Source organism: Methanolacinia paynteri (genome assembly GCF_000784355.1).
Taxonomy (GTDB): domain Archaea; phylum Halobacteriota; class Methanomicrobia; order Methanomicrobiales; family Methanomicrobiaceae; genus Methanolacinia; species Methanolacinia paynteri.
The window spans coordinates 66,497-82,549 of the sequence record NZ_KN360926.1 but is presented as its reverse complement, the minus strand read 5'-3'; the positions used below and the strand labels follow the sequence as shown (position 1 = coordinate 82,549).

17 protein-coding genes and 2 tRNA genes are annotated in these 16,053 nt (G+C 45.7%); 10 read left to right on the top strand and 9 right to left on the bottom strand.

All coding sequences use genetic code 11. The annotated features are described in order from the left end of the window. The first annotated feature begins 136 nt into the window (after positions 1–136). From METPAY_RS15235 to METPAY_RS02845, 3 genes are read left to right on the top strand one after another with little or no spacing between them, the layout of a single operon-like run. Positions 137–346 carry a hypothetical protein gene (locus tag METPAY_RS15235; RefSeq protein WP_048148958.1) on the top strand — a complete coding sequence of 70 codons (210 nt, stop codon included), beginning with the start codon at positions 137–139 and terminating at the stop codon, positions 344–346. A 10-nt stretch (positions 347–356) separates the two neighbouring features. Beyond that, positions 357–1,415 (top strand): hypothetical protein, encoded by a 1,059-nt coding sequence (locus METPAY_RS14030; protein WP_052418627.1) that lies wholly within the window; start codon positions 357–359, stop codon positions 1,413–1,415. Further along, positions 1,415–1,795, top strand: coding sequence for a tail fiber assembly protein (locus METPAY_RS02845; RefSeq protein WP_048148956.1), 381 nt, complete (start codon positions 1,415–1,417; stop codon positions 1,793–1,795). Before METPAY_RS14030 ends, METPAY_RS02845 begins: the two co-directional genes overlap by 1 nt. A 97-nt stretch (positions 1,796–1,892) precedes the next feature. Here METPAY_RS02845 and METPAY_RS02840 read toward each other — a convergent pair. Both METPAY_RS02840 and METPAY_RS02835 read right to left on the bottom strand, forming a co-directional pair. Further along, a tRNA-Thr gene (locus tag METPAY_RS02840) sits at positions 1,893–1,965 on the bottom strand. Positions 1,966–2,066: 101 nt separating this feature from the next. Then, a complete protein-coding gene (locus tag METPAY_RS02835; protein WP_048148954.1) occupies positions 2,067–2,795 on the bottom strand; it encodes a sugar phosphate isomerase/epimerase family protein in 729 nt (242 codons plus the stop codon). A gap of 174 nt (positions 2,796–2,969) precedes the next feature. Between METPAY_RS02835 and METPAY_RS02830 the strand changes: the two genes are divergently transcribed. Continuing rightward, on the top strand, positions 2,970–3,599 hold the full coding sequence (locus tag METPAY_RS02830; RefSeq protein WP_157198974.1) for a DUF7504 family protein: 630 nt from the start codon (positions 2,970–2,972) through the stop codon (positions 3,597–3,599). Here the strand turns inward: METPAY_RS02830 and METPAY_RS02825 are convergent. Beyond that, entirely contained in the window at positions 3,592–4,626 is a 1,035-nt protein-coding gene (locus METPAY_RS02825; protein ID WP_048148950.1) for a mechanosensitive ion channel family protein, read from the bottom strand. The genes METPAY_RS02830 and METPAY_RS02825 overlap by 8 nt on opposite strands. 89 nt (positions 4,627–4,715) lie before the next feature. On the opposite strand from METPAY_RS02825, the gene hypD reads away from it, so the two are divergent. The 3 genes from hypD to METPAY_RS02810 all read left to right on the top strand — a co-directional run bounded on the left by hypD (position 4,716) and on the right by METPAY_RS02810 (position 7,630). After that, the gene (hypD, locus tag METPAY_RS02820; protein ID WP_048148948.1) at positions 4,716–5,744 is read left to right on the top strand and encodes a hydrogenase formation protein HypD; all 1,029 of its coding nucleotides are present in this window, start codon (positions 4,716–4,718) and stop codon (positions 5,742–5,744) included. Between the two features lie 94 nt (positions 5,745–5,838). Further along, positions 5,839–5,910 (top strand) — tRNA-Arg (locus METPAY_RS02815). A gap of 415 nt (positions 5,911–6,325) precedes the next feature. After that, positions 6,326–7,630: a hypothetical protein gene (locus tag METPAY_RS02810; protein WP_048148946.1), complete on the top strand. Its 1,305-nt coding sequence runs from the start codon at positions 6,326–6,328 to the stop codon at positions 7,628–7,630. Here METPAY_RS02810 and METPAY_RS02805 read toward each other — a convergent pair. Then, complete coding sequence (locus tag METPAY_RS02805) at positions 7,619–8,140, bottom strand: hypothetical protein (protein ID WP_048148944.1); 522 nt, start codon at positions 8,138–8,140, stop codon at positions 7,619–7,621. The two genes, METPAY_RS02810 and METPAY_RS02805, sit on opposite strands and share 12 nt — an antisense overlap. A 283-nt stretch (positions 8,141–8,423) precedes the next feature. Here METPAY_RS02805 and METPAY_RS02800 point away from each other — a divergent pair, with 283 nt between their 5' ends. Beyond that, on the top strand, positions 8,424–9,293 hold the full coding sequence (locus METPAY_RS02800) for a hypothetical protein (protein WP_048148942.1): 870 nt from the start codon (positions 8,424–8,426) through the stop codon (positions 9,291–9,293). A gap of 275 nt (positions 9,294–9,568) precedes the next feature. Here the strand turns inward: METPAY_RS02800 and METPAY_RS02795 are convergent, their stop codons facing one another. The 4 genes from METPAY_RS02795 to METPAY_RS02780 all read right to left on the bottom strand — a co-directional run bounded on the left by METPAY_RS02795 (position 9,569) and on the right by METPAY_RS02780 (position 12,623). Then, positions 9,569–10,888 carry an NCS2 family permease gene (locus METPAY_RS02795; protein WP_048148940.1) on the bottom strand — a complete coding sequence of 440 codons (1,320 nt, stop codon included), beginning with the start codon at positions 10,886–10,888 and terminating at the stop codon, positions 9,569–9,571. A gap of 309 nt (positions 10,889–11,197) precedes the next feature. Then, positions 11,198–11,818 (bottom strand): 2'-5' RNA ligase family protein, encoded by a 621-nt coding sequence (locus tag METPAY_RS02790; protein ID WP_048148937.1) that lies wholly within the window; start codon positions 11,816–11,818, stop codon positions 11,198–11,200. Positions 11,819–11,833: 15 nt separating this feature from the next. Further along, positions 11,834–12,346, bottom strand: a complete 513-nt coding sequence (locus tag METPAY_RS02785; RefSeq protein ID WP_048148935.1) for a ferredoxin-thioredoxin reductase catalytic domain-containing protein — start codon at positions 12,344–12,346, stop codon at positions 11,834–11,836. Further along, entirely contained in the window at positions 12,336–12,623 is a 288-nt protein-coding gene (locus tag METPAY_RS02780; protein ID WP_048148933.1) for a glutaredoxin family protein, read from the bottom strand. The genes METPAY_RS02785 and METPAY_RS02780 overlap by 11 nt, the downstream gene beginning before the upstream one ends. Before the next feature lie 93 nt (positions 12,624–12,716). Between METPAY_RS02780 and ftsA the strand changes: the two genes are divergently transcribed. Together ftsA and METPAY_RS02770 are read left to right on the top strand one after the other, a co-directional pair. Further along, positions 12,717–14,063: a coenzyme F390 synthetase gene (ftsA, locus tag METPAY_RS02775; RefSeq protein WP_048148931.1), complete on the top strand. Its 1,347-nt coding sequence runs from the start codon at positions 12,717–12,719 to the stop codon at positions 14,061–14,063. A gap of 59 nt (positions 14,064–14,122) precedes the next feature. After that, complete coding sequence (locus METPAY_RS02770; RefSeq protein ID WP_048148929.1) at positions 14,123–15,040, top strand: beta/alpha barrel domain-containing protein; 918 nt, start codon at positions 14,123–14,125, stop codon at positions 15,038–15,040. Positions 15,041–15,090: 50 nt separating this feature from the next. Here the strand turns inward: METPAY_RS02770 and METPAY_RS02765 are convergent, their stop codons facing one another. Continuing rightward, entirely contained in the window at positions 15,091–15,855 is a 765-nt protein-coding gene (locus METPAY_RS02765; protein ID WP_048149064.1) for an exodeoxyribonuclease III, read from the bottom strand. Positions 15,856–16,053: the final 198 nt, after the last annotated feature.

The following is a 16,053-nucleotide window of genomic DNA, read 5'->3' as shown; positions in this document are numbered from 1 at the left end:
CCTGATCTGATATATATGAAAGTCGGAATTTGATTTTCAGGAATAATATAATTAAATCCGACTTTGCTTTATATTAATTTCAGTTCATTTTTCAAATATGCCTAATATCAAAGACACTATCAGGATCACATTGTCAATGAGTGAATCCTTGTGGTTTACACTGTATGGTCTACCCTCTGCTGTTAGGGAAAGTTCGATCAAAGCGAAGGAAACCCAGAAGAAACTTAACAGTCTCAAACCCCTGAAGAAAGAGTACGGTGGGCGTGATATGACCGGCAGGTCAATTAAAACCATCAGGCAATATGGCCAGACAGCCTATGGCTTGAATTTTGGAGATCTACTTTGAGGAGTGAAGGATGTCAACAGAAACAGATTATCTAAAATTGATCCAGCACTCGGCCGGCGATGAAGGTTGGGCCGACGATATGAACAACAACTTCGTGAAGGTCGATTCAGCGTTCAGGATGGCGATCAACTCAGATCCTATAATAAACGGTGATTTTAGGATTTGGCAACGAGGTGATTCTCTTGTCAATCCCATGAATTCTTTTATCTATTTATGCGATCGTTGGTGTGCATATGGTTCTGGAAATAGTATTCAACAGTCAAAACAATCCTTTGAGGTTGGACAAACAGACATTCCAGGTAATCCAGAGAATTACCATAGGATGATAGTTCCGGCAGAAACCACTTGTGAGCTTGGACAATATATTGAAGGCGTTCGTACATATGCCGGAGAAGACGTCACTTTATCTTTTTGGGCCAGATCGGATAGACCCTTATTCCCCACGCTTAATTTATGGCAACTCTTTGGTTCTGGAGGATCTTCATCAGTAAATTTTGCTATGCCACAATATGCACTTTCGACAGAGTGGGAATTCTTTGAATTCAATCTATCCGTTCCTGATATAGCTGGGAAAACAATAGGGCTGAATGATTCTCTTTTCATAGGACTTCATTGGGGGGGTGTCTCAGGTAGTTCTGCAACAATCGATACAACTCTTGTGACCACAAATCAAGGATCTACAGCAAATAGCTTCAGGCCCCGCCCGTTAGGTCTCGAAGAAATGCTCTGTCAGAGGTATTGTTGGGTGCCGGATTTCGGTTTGAGTAATACGCTATTCGGCTCTGGAAAATGTATCTCAGATACATCTGGGATAATCACGATGAAGCCGCCAGTACCAATGCGGTCTGTTCCAACTATGAAATATTCAGGGGACTTTGGTCTTCAGAATGCATCAATAGCTCTGAATGCCGTTACAGCGATGTGGCTAGATGGAACAACAACGACCAGATCGCATTTTTATCTCGGGTGCCAGGCAGCAGGAGGGCTGGTTGCCGGAGATGGCACAGTTCTAGCTGCAAATGGTGACCCCACGGCCAAAATGGTTTTCGACTCGGAGTTGCATCCATAATGACAAGAAAAGCCTATAGCATCAAAACCGACACAGACAGGAATATCTTGAGCATCGTGTCATCTGCTGGAGAATGCATTCCAACCGCCGAAGCAAACTGCGATTATCAACAATTTCTCGAAGCGGATGAGTCAGTCAAGACCTACGAAGTCGCCTACGAATATACATTCGAGGGCAGGCTCTCAAAAGTCAGAGCAAACCGCAACAGAAAGCTCAAAGAGACTGACAAATACACCCTGTCTGATTATCCTATCTCAGAAGAGGAACGTACAGCATGGCTAAACTATCGGCAGGCCCTCAGAGATTTCCTGGCCACACTGACAGAGGAAAATATCGACAGTTTTGAATGGCCCACACGCCCTGACGATGAGAACGAATAAAAGATTATTATCCTCTATAGTCCAAAATCTTAATTTTTTTTTTGAAAAATAAATCCTAATAAAAAATATCTTAGGCTTTGAGCCTAAAAGGACAGAAAGCCTCAGGCGAGATTTGAACTCGCGACCTCGTCCTTACCAAGGACGCGCTCTGCCGGCTGAGCCACTGAGGCAAATAATTGCTCTAATAAAATGGATTGAAAACATATAAAATTGTAACTGATTTGAATCGCCGGAATTTGAAAACATTTAAATCAGAACCGGATTTTTGTTCTCAAAAAAGTCCGGGACGCATCTTTCTGATATATTCGAGCCCGCTTTTTGCACTCTCAAGGGTGTTCACCTCGACTATCCCGGGTGCATCGTTCTTCTCGATCGCATCGAAGACCGGGCCGAAGTCGATGTTTCCTTTTCCCGGAGCAAGATGTGAATCCTCCTTCCCGAAATTGTCGTGAAGATGGAAATGGGAGATCGGGACCTCCAGGAACTCGTCGAGGCACGAATTCGTATTGGCATGCCCGACGTCGAGGACGAAACCGAAATCCCTTATGAGCGGAAGTTCTTCCGGCCGCTTCAGGAGGAAATAATTCCATTCCGGCATATTTTCAACCAGGAACGTGACGGAAAATTCGCCTGATATCTTCTCAAGTTCGATAAGCGACTTTTCGAGCTGAAAGATCCCGATATCCCTCTGGAGAACATGCGAGAAATATCCCGGATGAATGACGACCCTGTCGGCATCAATCCCGGAGGCAAGACCTGCACACTGCCTGATGACCTCCACGCTCGCCTTCCTGATTATCTCGAGCTGCGAGGCGATATTCACGCCTCTCGAAGGCGCATGAATAAAATAACGGAAGTCGAAGCATTCCGCAATGTCTGCATTATCCATGAAATGAAGGCCGTCATCGACAATCTCGACTATATCGGTGAGATCGTACAGAACGTCGAGGGCATGCTCGAGGGGAACATCCGAAAGACAACTTGTCGACACACCGATCATTAAAGAAATAATGTTGCACGGGATGCTAAATAATTTCTCATTTATGCACCTCATAAAGCACAGAATGCAATTTTATTTGCGTAAGAGAAGCAAATTTCCAGAAAGGATATATATGTTAATCGGGCATATAGATCTGTAATTAACCTTTGACATTCTGTAAAGAGTGTGTCGGAAATGGTAAGTATTGACAACTTGTCCCCGGATTTAAGGACGTTCCTTGTCCGTTCGGGGCCTATGGGCGTCAGGAACAGAAACCACGAGATCGTTTCTGCACTGACGGAGATGGATTATACCATAGTAGTAGTGTCAACTAACGTACCTTCCGAATTACAGATTGCCCAATATGAAAAGGAAGGAATAAACACATCCAATCTGTTTTTTATCGATATGATAACTGCGTATGCAAAGGGCAAAAAGCAGAAGGATACCGATCAGATCCATTACATCGACAGGCCGGGCGACCTTACGAAGGCCGGAATTTTGATCACAAGACAGATTACCGAGCGTCAGGGAGAAAAGGTTGCGTTCCTGTTCGACACGATAAATACGATGCTCATTTATTCCAACCAGCTCTCGGTAAGCCGTTTTATCCATTTCGTGATAAACAAACTGCGGCTGACGGATCTGAAGGGATTCTTTATAATGGTCGAAAAGAGTATCGACACCAATCTCGTTGCCGATTTCGAGATGCTCGCCGACATGTCGATCCCGAGAGACGAGCCTATTACCCTCATCAACTCCGAAATAAAAGGACAGGTAGGAGTCTCCGAAGAGAACTCCTACGAAGAGTTCGATCTTAACTAAAATCTTTTTTCAGGTGGACATCCATCTGGGGGAACGGTATCTCTATTCCTTCTTCCCTGAACTTTTCGTCTATAAGGAAGTTTATCTTGTCCATGACTTCCCATGACATATTGAATCTTCCCGCCCATATGACCATCATATAGTTCAGGCTCGATTGACCGTATTCGAGGAAATATACGCTGGGTGCAGGATTTTCCAGGATATAGTCCTCCTCTTTCGCGGCCTCTTCTGCAATCTCCATGAGGACCTCTTTGACCCTTTTGACATCGCTGCCGTATGCGACGGAAACAGGAATCTTAACCTTGAGTTTCACGTCCGGCATCGCGTAGTTTGTCACTATTGATGTACTGAAGACGGAGTTCGGGATCGTGAGCAGCTGGTGGTTGAGCGTTTTTACTCTCGTGCTTCTTACCCCGACGCTTACTATATCCCCGAGCTCTCCGTTTATCTTCACGCGGTCCCCGACCTCAAATGGTTTGTCCGCAAGGATCATTGCACCGCCGAAGAAATTTGAGATGATGTCTTTTGCCGCAAAGGTTATCGCGATACTGGCGACACCCGCACTGGCGATAATGGGTGTTATCTCGATTTCAAGGTAATTCAGGATGTAGACGAATCCGAGGAACCATATTATGTATTTTATAGAGGATTCGAGAATGCTGAAGATCTTGTCGTCGAGTTCGCTGTCGGTCTTCGAACACAGGACTTTTCCGTAGTTCGATACGAAATTGTGAAAGAAACTTGAGATGATCCATGTGGCGATGATTATAAAAGCTACATTAAACGCCTTTGCATCCACAAGCCACGAGTAATCTGCGGGAAGCGGAATTTGAAGGAGGGCATAATAGATCGATATGAAGATCGACGAGATCGCCAGTGGTCTTTTTATTGAAGCAAACAGGATGTCGTCCATCTGGTTTTCGGTAGTGGCCGCCTTCTTTTCAAGGAAGCCGAATATCTTCAGGATCAGGATTGCACCTATAAATCCTGCGAGTATTGTCAGTCCTGCGTACAGGTATTCAATCATGGATAATTATTGGACATACTGAATTATATTACTACAGAAAGTTACGATCGGATATCTAAATACATTCTAAAACAAATTTTATTCAATACATGGCTGATCAGGTGGATATAAAACAGGCGCTCTCGGAGATTGTCGACCGTGACTATACCTTCATGCATATATGCGGAACTCATGAGGCGGCGATCGCAAAATCCGGGCTTAGGAGTGTTTTGCCGAAGAATTTGAAGATCGTGATGGGTCCGGGCTGTCCGGTCTGCATTACTCCGCAGGGGGAGATCGATGCGGCGATCGAGCTCTCGGAGAAGGACTGCATCATCGCTACGTACGGGGATCTCATCCGTGTTCCGGGAACGAAGGGAGCGCTGGAGTCCTGCGGCGGCGACATCAGGATCGTCCAGGGTGTCCACAAGGCGGTCGAGATCGCGAAGGAGACGGACAAGGAGGTCGTTTTTATATCGGTCGGGTTCGAGACGACCGCACCGACGGTTGCCGCAACGCTGCTTACGAATCCGCCGGACAACTTCAGTATAATGTGCTGCCACAGGTTCGTTCCCCCGGCGATGAAATTCCTTCTCGAACAGGGAGAGGCATCGCTCGACGGTTTCATGCTACCGGGTCATGTGTGTGTGGTGACGGGATACCAGGATTACGAACAGTTCCCCGTTCCCCAGGTCGTCGCGGGATTCGAGCCGGACGACATCCTCCTCGGGCTCTATATGCTTGTAAAACAGATCCGCGAGGGAAGAGCGGAGGTTGAAAACGCCTACCCGAGAGCGGTTACGAGAGAAGGCAACCAGAAAGCGATCGCGATTATGAACCAGGTCTTCGAACCGTGCGATGTGGAATGGAGAGGTTTTCCCGTCATTCCCGGTTCCGGCCTGAAACTCAAACCGGAGTTTGAGAAGTACGACGCACTTAAAAAATTCGGCGTGGAGATCAAACACGTGGACAAGAACTCGGCCTGTATCTGCGACAAGGTCCTGAGAGGAATCGCGGACCCGACCGACTGCAAACTCTTCGGCAAGGTCTGCACCCCAAGAAAGCCGGTCGGCCCGTGCATGGTCAGCCACGAAGGCGCCTGCAAGATCTGGGCGCTTTACAACCAAAAGAAACTCTGAGCAGGGAAAGAGTAAATCCACCTTCATTCCTGTCATGAAGACAAAATAAAGAACAGATTAATATCCATAAAACCAATTTATAATGAAATCTTTAGTCCCGGTAGGGTAGAGGATATCCTGAGAGCCTCCGGAGCTTTCGACCCGGGTTCAAGTCCCGGCCGGGACGTTTTTTTGTTCAAAACGCGGATTATTCAAAAAATTTGTGCCTACATCTCTATGAATTCTCAATTTAATTTCAAATCAGCTGATTCCTTTTTTGACCTTATTTATCTCCAGTCTTAGATATACTCTCAGAGAGCGTTATGATCTAAAAATTACTTTCATTTTTGATATTGTTTGGTCTTGGTCATAATCGCAATCCCCCCCAAAATATGATACGGGAGGTCAGTTCTGAAGTTATTTCCTGAAGATATTACGACCGTCCGGGAAATCTTTATTTTGTGTTGGACATATAGAGATAAAATATATAAGTTGGGCCTTAGGATCGGACGAGGAGCCTTTGGGTTTTTGTCCAGAAATTAATATGAAGAGATGAATTTAAGTAGACTTTTTGTTCTGAATTTCGATAAGGGGATAATGTTTTGATTGAAGATACTGGAGAACATGATTTCCTTGACATTTACAAATTAGAGTATTCCATCCTAAAAAATGACATAAATCAAATGAAAAACGGCCAGATATTATTGCTGACAACAGCGGGATCTGTAACAGGAGTACTTTTAACCCTCATGTTTTATGTTTACAATTCCCCAATTATCAGTTCGATTAATGATATTAAGCATGAATTTCTTTTTCTAATCCCCTTGCTTATAACAATTCCCTCAATGATACTCTGTTTCCATAAAGCAACGTTGATTTCAAGAGGTTCTGCTTATTGTAAAATTTTGAATAGTTATCTGGTGAATAATGATAAAAAAGAATATTATGCCGGTTACGATAGTTATGCCTTCGAATTGGATAATGCCGACTACTTGACAGCACCTGTTCAATCTATGAAAATTTGGGCGAGAATTATAAATTTTTTGAAAAATTTCTGTGAGATAGTTACGTTAAATCGAAAAAATAGGCTGTGGTCTACCTTCTTTTATTCGTATTCGGGTCTTATAATTGTCTGCTTTTTTGTGCCTTTCTACTTGTTATACTGTAATAATGAAGCCAGTATAATGAAGGGGACCATTGATTATAATAACCTTGGTTACTTCATAGTGCTATTCTTATTTTCAATTATTACATTTACATTCTATCTTATTGGGAAAACACTTGAAAAACAGGATACATATTGGAATTTTGTTTTTATAGTTCCTTACTTCGTTTTACCATTCTCTCTGGCAGCTTTAATCACCTCGATAAGAGAGACTTTTAAGATACAGATTCCAGAAGATATTATAGTGGTGGTGTTTTTTGGGATTATAATACTAACTTATTTTGCTGTCGTATACATAGAGCATAAAAAAATCACGAATAAATTGGAAAATCAAGAATCTACAAAAATGAAAGAACCATTCTTTGAGAAAATCAGATATATGATTTGTGATTACTCCAAAAGAGAGAATATTTTGGATGGTTTGGAATTTCTGAGTACGTGCCTGAAAAAAACGTTTGCTCCATTGTTTACATGTTTTAACTATCTAATATTTTTTATATCAGGAATCACTCTATTTTTTATCACAATGGACTTGTTTTATGAAATGTTCTTTATTGCTTTATATATAGGAATTGGGGCGATAATATGGAGTTTCTTTAAAGTTTGGAGTTTCAAAAACGGGGCTGAATCAATAACTGCTTATGAATACAAATGGGATAAGATAATTTCTAATCTTGATAATGAAAATAAGAGAAAATTATCCTCACAGAGAAAAATAATTCGAGAAGATTCAGACTATTAATACTTGATCCATGGCCGGGAAATATTTAACTATCTCATTTTTTGCGGGTTCAATCATATCTTTATATTCCAATTTTAATTCCTTTACTTTTTCAACGCCATAATCAATGTTATTGTAAAGTGTAGACCAGAACAGTATAGATGAAACTATTTCCAGCCATTCATATTTGCTTATTCCTTTTTCTTCCAAAGGATTATCGACTATCAAAGGTTTAATTTTATTAAGAGACCTTCGTGCACTCCTCCAGAATTCATATTCTGTATAATCTCTGTCTCCGTCCATAAAAGAATTCAATATCTTATTATATGCTCTTGTCAGTCGAGAGGAATCAGGCCCATGCTTATTCCAGGTAAAAGAGTATCCAATATCTACTCCTCCTACTAAACTAATATAAACAATTTTTTGTATCATCAAGCGTCCTTTGAAATCATCGATCATATCAATAACGCTTTTTTCATCATATCCAAAATATCTCAATAATAGCAGTAATGAAATTTCATTTTTATCCACGTATTCCACCTCCTTTAATTCATATTATTATAATTATTTTTGATTCTCTGTGCTAATCATACTTAGTTTTTTTCAAATTTTAATCCTTCGCATAATTTTACTCCTCTGTCCTCTGTCATGATCCATGGCATTAATGGATTCTATGAACATCCAAATAAACGATAACTTTCATTTCATATTATTGAATAGCCAAAACCTCTACTTCCACCCATTTTAAAACAATAATTTATTATTCCCCGAGACATACATCATAAATTTACCGGAATTTTATTTGGGGTTGAAAATGGATATTCAGTCATACATTGTTCAGGGCATGGACTACCTGCTGGATCTGCCGGCAAAAGTCCAGTCGGGAGATCTTTTTGCGATAATGGTCGCCCTGATAATCATATATTGCATCGTCGTGCTTCTGAGAAAATTTACACGCCTCGTTGCACCGGGTGCAAAGAAGATCTTCATATTCCTGATCATCGTTATCGCGGCGTACATCTTCTTCCAGAGTTTCCTCCTGAGGATCTTAACCGAAGGTCTCACCCTGGACAATATAATCTTCGGATTCGGCGGACTTATCTGCGGAATCCTGGCCGTTGCCATCGCACTCCACGGGGCCGTGAAATCGTATAAAAAAGGCAAAGAAGAAAAATTACAGCAGGCCGCACCCGCAACCGCTCCCCAGGGCCCTGCTCCTTATCCGCCATATCCCCCCGCATCTCCCGGGGGATACAACGGAGCGAACGGCTATCCTCCGCAACCGCAGGCAGCAGAAGGACAGCAGTCGGTCATCCCCTTCCTGAACCTGACCAAGGACAACTCCGTCGGGATGGTCATCATCTACCTTATAATCGCGGAGTTCGGTATATTTTCCTCGAAAACAATTGCAGCTGTCTCTTCGGAGATGGGATTTTATTTCTTCCTCATCTTTATGGCGGCCGCGTTCATATTCATCAAACTCACGTATCACGACTACTTAAAAGGACTCAGGCACTTCGCAATAGTAACTATGCTCGGATTCATTCTCTCGATTATCCTCGGCCACTTCTGGGGAGGAGTCCCGCTGGACACCCTGCTTTCGATGGACTACTTCGGGTCCGACGCACTCGTCGCACTCATTACCGGAATAGCACTCAGTCTCTTCATGTCGAGTAAGGGCTAAAAGAAAAAAATCAGGCATCCTACCATTTTTTTGCATAAAAAAAAGTTCAACTCTTGACAACCCCTCGCCGCGATGAATTCATAGAATAATACAATGGATCTAAAAAGTCTCGTTCCGGATTTTCAAAAAAAAACGAATTCAACAGTCCGGGAGACCCCTTGTCGGTCTCCCGGGCGTGCCGTGAGAGAAATATCTTAAGGCAAGGCCCCTGGGCAGGGGCCGTCCGGCGGCTTGGCCGCCGGTGCCGGGGTTGCCAAGCTAATATTTGTAAAAAATCAGTATGGATAGAAGATAAAGAACAGAAGACAAAGGGCAAACAGAATCCATGAATACGGATTTATATCCTCTTTTTTTCCTGCGAAGATCTTGAAGAGCGGATAAAGAACAAACCCGCTGCATATCCCGACCCCGATATTATATGTAAAACTCATCAGGATGATCACCGCAAACGCCGGGATCATCTCGCTGTAATCCGAAAAATCGATCTTCACCAGCGGCCGCATCATTATTAGTCCGACCATAATCATTGCAGGACCTGTCGCGGCCGAAGGAATCGCAATAAACAGGGGCGTTAAGAAGAGGGAACATGCGAAAAGAATCGCTACAAAGATAGCCGTAAGCCCCGTTCTTCCCCCCGCGAGAACTCCGGTCGCCGATTCCATGAACGCACCGCTCGTAGTCGTCCCTGCAAGGCCCGCAAATATATTCGAAAGAGCATCCGCGAGGAACGGTTTCTCTATATCCGGGAGGTTTCCTTTTTCATCCAGGAAACCCGCCTGTGCCGATACCCCGATAAGCCCGCCCATAGTATCGAGGAAGGCCATCGTGAAAATCGTCAGGATAACAGCAAACATTCCCCATGTAAGTGCCCCGGCGACATCAAGCTGGAGGAACACCGGCGAGATATCCGGCGGAAGGCTGAATATCGCCTCCGGGTACGCCACCAGGCCGGAGACGAACCCGATAAGGGAGACAATAACTATGCCGAAGAGGATCGATCCCCTGATCTTTCGAAGCTCCATCACCGAGATCAGGATGAAGCCGAAGACCGCAAGCATAACCTCCGGGCTGTTCAAATCCCCGATATGAACCGGTGCCGTCTCAGTACCGAGAACAACTATCTTCGAGTTGACAAGCCCGACGAATGTAATGAAGAGACCGATCCCTGCCGCAAAACTGTACTTCAAGCTCTCCGGGACCGCTTCGCACATAATCGTCCGTCCGCCCGCGATCGTAAGGACGGTCAGAAGAATTCCGCTGATGAAAACCGCCCCGAGTGCCGTCTGCCAGGAATATCCCATAACCCCGCAGACCGTATACGCGATGAAGGCGTTCTCGCCCATATACGGTGCGATTGCAAACGGGCGGTTCGCATAAACCCCCATTATCACCGTCCCGAATATTGCCGTGATAATCGTAGCGGCAACAGCCGGGCCGAACGGAATCCCGGCCGCAAGCAGGATCGCAGGGTTGACGACCAGGATATATGCCATCGTCATGAAAGTGACGACACCTGCAGTAAATTCCGTTTTAATCGTTGTATTGTTATCTTTTAATTTAAAAAACCGGTAAACCAGATCTCGGCACGAGTTCATCCACAAATATTTTTGACTTAAGATAATATAATTTGTTAAACTCGATTATATTTACAAAAAAAATTGATTATAATCTACTAAATTTATTGGAACCGGAACAGGAGATCTAAAGGATCTTAATTCGGATTTCAAAACAAACTAAACAAAACTAAATTAAACAGCACGGGGAACCCTCGCCGGTTCCCCGGGCGTGCCGTGAGAGAACTATCTTAAGGCAAGGCCCCTGGGCAGGGGCCGTCCACCAGCCTCCGGTCTGTGGTGCCCGGGGTCGCCTGAGAAAAACATGAGACTGCAATGAGCCAAAGAAAATCAGATCCCCTTAATGCTCTCCAAAAGCTCCGCACATGTGCAGTGATTCCCGAGACGGCATATGGCAATCCTGTCGCATGAAAAATTTGCCGGCGGCTGAATATCTTCAACCTTCCTGATATTCCCGTTGCCAATCGTAATATGCGGTGAAAAACTATCTCCCGTCTGTCGTGCGAGATAATTCTCCGAATAATCGAGAGAAAAATCAGTGATCGCGGATGCATCCCCGGAGAAACATTCGGGCGTCATCCCGTGCGAACTGAACTCTCCCAGTATTCCGGCGACAATCTCCTGCAACCCGGCAATCATATCGTCCCTTACTATATCCAATCCTGAAATCTGATCTCCGTTTGAGCCTGCGACGACCGCATAATCTTTGTAGGCCGCATTATAGGGAAGAAACCCCGAAACCACCGAAAGTATTTCTTTGATATCCTCTATGCATGATGCATGAACCCTGCCCATGGCAAGCGAGATATGCGGAAGACAGGCGGAATCTCCCAAGCGTATGGAATCGTCCCCGGTTTTCTCTATAAGTCTCCTGTTCAGGCCGATAAAAAAATCAAGAGTCTCTCTTTCTGGTATTAGTGCGATATCGACTGCGTAATATTCGGAATTCATGAGTCTCAGGATATTCTATCTCATGAATAGATCAAATCTTTTTTGATCCGCTCCGCATACCGGGCATTTTTCCGGAGGGCTGTTCCTTGCACACAGGTATCCGCAGACATTGCACCTGTATACCGGGTACTGAAGGCTGCCGGCGGCAGTCGGCATCCCGGAGGCTCCTGCGGTTTTGCCGCGTGACTTCAGGTCTCTCCTCTCCGGGATGGCCGTCACAGGTTTTTCTCCCTTCGAGGTCTCCTCGTCGACATAAAGCCCGCAGTAACAGGCCCCGTATTCGGATACGTCGTCGTCGCGGTAATAACACGGGCAGACGATATCCAGGTTCAGCTCCTTTTCTCCCATTACAAGGCGGCACGGGCATGCCTCGAAACCGTAGCGTTCACCATTTATGATCAGTCCCTTCACCAGATCTTTGGCAAATTCCGTATCGGGATTAAGAAAATATCCGCCCCTCTTTGCCTGCCGGAGGATCTCGTTATATTTCGCATCGATCTCTTCCTTCGAAGGCTCTTTAATCTCCATTCAGCGCCTCCCGGATCTCCTGGAGCCTCGATCCTACTATCACTTTATCGCCGTTGATGACCATCGTGGGAAAAGAGCCGGTCGGATTATATTTCAGCATCTCGTTGAACACCACGCTAAGCTCCTCTTCGGGCAGGAGATCGACAAAGAGATATTTATAGGCCACACCGAGTTCGTTCAGGAGCTCCTTTGTTTTTTTACAGTGAATGCAGGTGCTAAGGGCATAAAGAACAATCGAACCCTTATCCTTACCTTCTACAACAGTCCATTCGGTCATAAAATCAACTTCCTGTTTCTATATTCACAGATGAACGCCCAAAAAGATTAAATTATCTGTAAACCATCACTTCGAAGTAAGAGAGGCGAAATTATGGAATATTTCAGGCCGGATATCGAGACCCTGGATCGCGACGATCTCGATTCGCTCGTAGATGAGAGAGTCAGGAATACGGTATCCTATGCGGCAAGTCATTCCCTTTTTTACAGGAAATGGTTCGACGAAAATAAAATCAGGCCCGAATCCGTCAGGACCCATGAAGACCTCAGGGAGCTTCCGGTAATAAGCGGAAGGACAATACGGGAGAACCAGCCCCCAGCATCACAGGAGTTCATGTTCAGGAGCGTTCCGTGGCAGGAAGTATACACCATCCACGAGACAAGCGGAACCAGCGGGATGCCGAAATCCTTTTTCCTCACATGGGACGACTGGAACAGGTACGCAGAAAAATATGCACGGGCTTTCAAATCTCAGGGGTTCGGAAAGGGAGATCGTATGGCTGTCTGCGCCTCCTATGGCATGAACATCGGCGCAAACACCATGACGCTTGCTGCGCAGAAGACATCGGTCACGGTTATTCCGGAGGGAAAGTGCACCTTCCCCGTAAGAGTAATCAGGGACTACAAACCGACGATAATCGTCGGCTCGGTCTTCAAACTCCTGAGGCTCGCGGACAAGATGAAAGAAGACGGCCTCGGACCCGGAGAGTCCGGGATCAAAGGGCTCGTCATCGGCGGAGAGAGCTTCGCACCTGAATCGAGGGCATATCTCGACGAGATCTGGGGTTTCGAATCATACAATACCTACGGCAGCACCGAAGGATCGATGTGCGGGGAATGCAGCGAGATCACCGGGCTTCATGTTCCCGAAGACCTGATACATGTGGATATCTACGATCACAATATGAAAAATTTCGTCAGGGACGGCGATAAAGGAAAGATGGTCCTTACAACACTCGTTCCCGAAGGCGAAAAGGCGGGAACGGTCCTGATAAATTACGATACCGACGATATCACAAGGGTAGTATCCAGGGACCAGTGCCCGTGCGGGAGAACGCACATGAGGATCGAGAATCCGCGTCGCGAGGCGGAGAACGTCTACATTGCAGGAGTCCCTGTAAACCGTGTGGATATAGAGAGCTGTGTTTTTCAGCGGGAGAACATGGAATATCTCACCGGCGAGTACGAGGCATTCCTGTACTGCGGTATAACCGAGGACGAGTGCATTCTAAGGATCAGCATGGAATGCAGGGACAAGGAAAAATGCGATTTCGAACTTGTAAAGAAGAATTTCACCGAGCATTTATTCGGGATCAGTCCTGCACTGGGCGAAAATTATTCCGACGGCGAACTCGACATCGTATTCAACTTCACAGGGAAGGGGGAACTCGAATTATTCAGGCTGAAAAGCAGGCCCCGGCGGCTTGTGGACAGGAGATAACAATCCCTGAAAAAATCAATCCAACAATCTTTATCTATTCCGGTTGAGCACGAATAAGTATGTCATTTACATACGAGATCGAAGTTCCGGCCGACGTTCCCGTGAGCGCGAAAGGGACGTATGTCGAGAACATGAAGATGATAACCCACGGAAGCGGGAATCTCATGCTCTTTGCAGGCGACCAGAAGGTCGAGCACCTCAACGACGATTTCTTCGGCAAGGATATCGCGGCCGACGATGCATCGCCCGAGCATCTATTCAGGATCGCAAAAGAGGGAAGAATCGGTGTTTTTGCAACCCAGCTCGGCCTTATCGCAAAATACGGCAGGGATTACAGGGAGATTCCCTATCTTGTAAAGCTCAACTCCAAGACTCATCTCGTAAAGACGGACCAGAAGGATCCGCTCAGCCCCCAGCTCTATTCGATCGACCAGATCGTCAGGTTCCGCGACCAGACCGGCCTGGCGATTACAGGCGTGGGGTATACGATCTATCTCGGCAGCGAATACGAGGGAGAGATGATCCGCGAAGCAGCACAGATCATCTACGAGGCACACCAGCACGGCCTCATCGTAGTTCTTTGGATCTACCCGCGTGGAAAGGCCGTAAAGGACGAGAAAGATCCGCACCTCATCGCCGGTGCAGCAGGAGTCGCATCCGCTCTCGGTGCGGACTTCGTCAAGGTCAACGCCCCGAAGAAGGACGGAAGCTCGTCCCCTGAACTTTTGAAAGAAGCAGTAGCGGCCGCAGGAAAAACGAAGCTGGTCTGCGCAGGCGGTTCGAGTGTCTCGGGAGAGGACTTCCTCAAACAGCTCTACGATCAGATACACACCGGCGGCGCATCTGGCAATGCGACCGGAAGAAACATCCACCAGAAAACTCTCGACGAAGCGGTACGGATGTGCAACGCGGTGTCGGCAATAACAATCGACAATGCAGAGATCGCGGCTGCATTGAAGATCTACAACAACCAATAATCTTTTTTTATCCCGGGCAGTTATTTCAGTTTTATTTTGGAATTTTTAGTTTAGGATTTCAGTTCCAGCTCTACCGGGCAGTGATCCGATCCTTCGACCTGTGAGAGTATAGAAGCCGATTTCACCCTGTCGGATATGCCGTCGCTGACGAAGAAATAATCAATTCTCCACCCGACATTTCTCTCGCGGGCGCCCGATTTGAGATCCCACCAGGAATAATACCCTCCCTCTGATGTGAACATACGGAACGAGTCCTTAAAACCGGCATCGAGCAGCCTGTCGATCCACTCTCTTTCGATCTCAAGGAATCCCGAAACCTTCGAGTTCTCTTTCGGGCGTGCAAGATCTATCTCAGTGTGGGCAGTATTCACGTCCCCGCAGATTATTACGTTCTTCCCGGAATCCAGGTCGCTTACCGCATGCTTAAGGCACTCGTCGTAAAAGTCCATCTTAAACTGAAGCCTCTCCTTCGACATCTTGCCGTTCGGGAAATATATATCGTAAAGATTGAAATCGCTATATTCTGCGAGAATTATTCTGCCTTCGGTGTCAAACTCCGGGACGCCGAACCCGTAGCTGATGCTTTCCGGCTCTTTACGCGAGTACAGGGCGGTCCCGCTGTATCCCTTTCTTTCGGCCGAACTGAAGTACGAAAAATATCCTTTCGGGTGGCGGATCGAAGAGCTCAGCTGATCCTCGTGCGCCTTCGTCTCCTGGACGCAGAGAATTTCGGGCTGGTATTCGTTTACAAAATCAAGAAAACCTTTCTTCTCAACGGCCCGGAGTCCGTTTACATTCCATGACACCAGTTTCATAACATCTATCTCTCCTGATTCACCGGGTCCGCCCGGACGCACTCTAAGTGAAAACCCGTTTGAATCCAATTATATTTTAATGGTTGGCCATATATTATTTTTAAAAAAACATTCCTGAAACACAGGTTTCATCACAAAAACGGTTATGAAACAGAGGTTTCATGGACTGTTTCATGTAAATCACAACGTGATTTACAT

Excerpts from the sequence above, each read along its gene's own strand:
- METPAY_RS15235 (WP_048148958.1), top strand. The coding sequence starts at position 137 with ATGAGTGAATCCTTGTGGTTTACACTGTATGGTCTACCCTCTGCTGTT.
- METPAY_RS14030 (WP_052418627.1), top strand. The coding sequence starts at position 357 with ATGTCAACAGAAACAGATTATCTAAAATTGATCCAGCACTCGGCCGGC.
- METPAY_RS02845 (WP_048148956.1), top strand. The coding sequence starts at position 1,415 with ATGACAAGAAAAGCCTATAGCATCAAAACCGACACAGACAGGAATATC.
- METPAY_RS02835 (WP_048148954.1), bottom strand. The coding sequence starts at position 2,795 with ATGATCGGTGTGTCGACAAGTTGTCTTTCGGATGTTCCCCTCGAGCAT.
- METPAY_RS02830 (WP_157198974.1), top strand. The coding sequence starts at position 2,970 with ATGGTAAGTATTGACAACTTGTCCCCGGATTTAAGGACGTTCCTTGTC.
- METPAY_RS02825 (WP_048148950.1), bottom strand. The coding sequence starts at position 4,626 with ATGATTGAATACCTGTACGCAGGACTGACAATACTCGCAGGATTTATA.
- hypD (WP_048148948.1), top strand. The coding sequence starts at position 4,716 with ATGGCTGATCAGGTGGATATAAAACAGGCGCTCTCGGAGATTGTCGAC.
- METPAY_RS02800 (WP_048148942.1), top strand. The coding sequence starts at position 8,424 with ATGGATATTCAGTCATACATTGTTCAGGGCATGGACTACCTGCTGGAT.
- METPAY_RS02795 (WP_048148940.1), bottom strand. The coding sequence starts at position 10,888 with ATGAACTCGTGCCGAGATCTGGTTTACCGGTTTTTTAAATTAAAAGAT.
- METPAY_RS02790 (WP_048148937.1), bottom strand. The coding sequence starts at position 11,818 with ATGAATTCCGAATATTACGCAGTCGATATCGCACTAATACCAGAAAGA.
- METPAY_RS02785 (WP_048148935.1), bottom strand. The coding sequence starts at position 12,346 with ATGGAGATTAAAGAGCCTTCGAAGGAAGAGATCGATGCGAAATATAAC.
- METPAY_RS02780 (WP_048148933.1), bottom strand. The coding sequence starts at position 12,623 with ATGACCGAATGGACTGTTGTAGAAGGTAAGGATAAGGGTTCGATTGTT.
- ftsA (WP_048148931.1), top strand. The coding sequence starts at position 12,717 with ATGGAATATTTCAGGCCGGATATCGAGACCCTGGATCGCGACGATCTC.
- METPAY_RS02770 (WP_048148929.1), top strand. The coding sequence starts at position 14,123 with ATGTCATTTACATACGAGATCGAAGTTCCGGCCGACGTTCCCGTGAGC.
- METPAY_RS02765 (WP_048149064.1), bottom strand. The coding sequence starts at position 15,855 with ATGAAACTGGTGTCATGGAATGTAAACGGACTCCGGGCCGTTGAGAAG.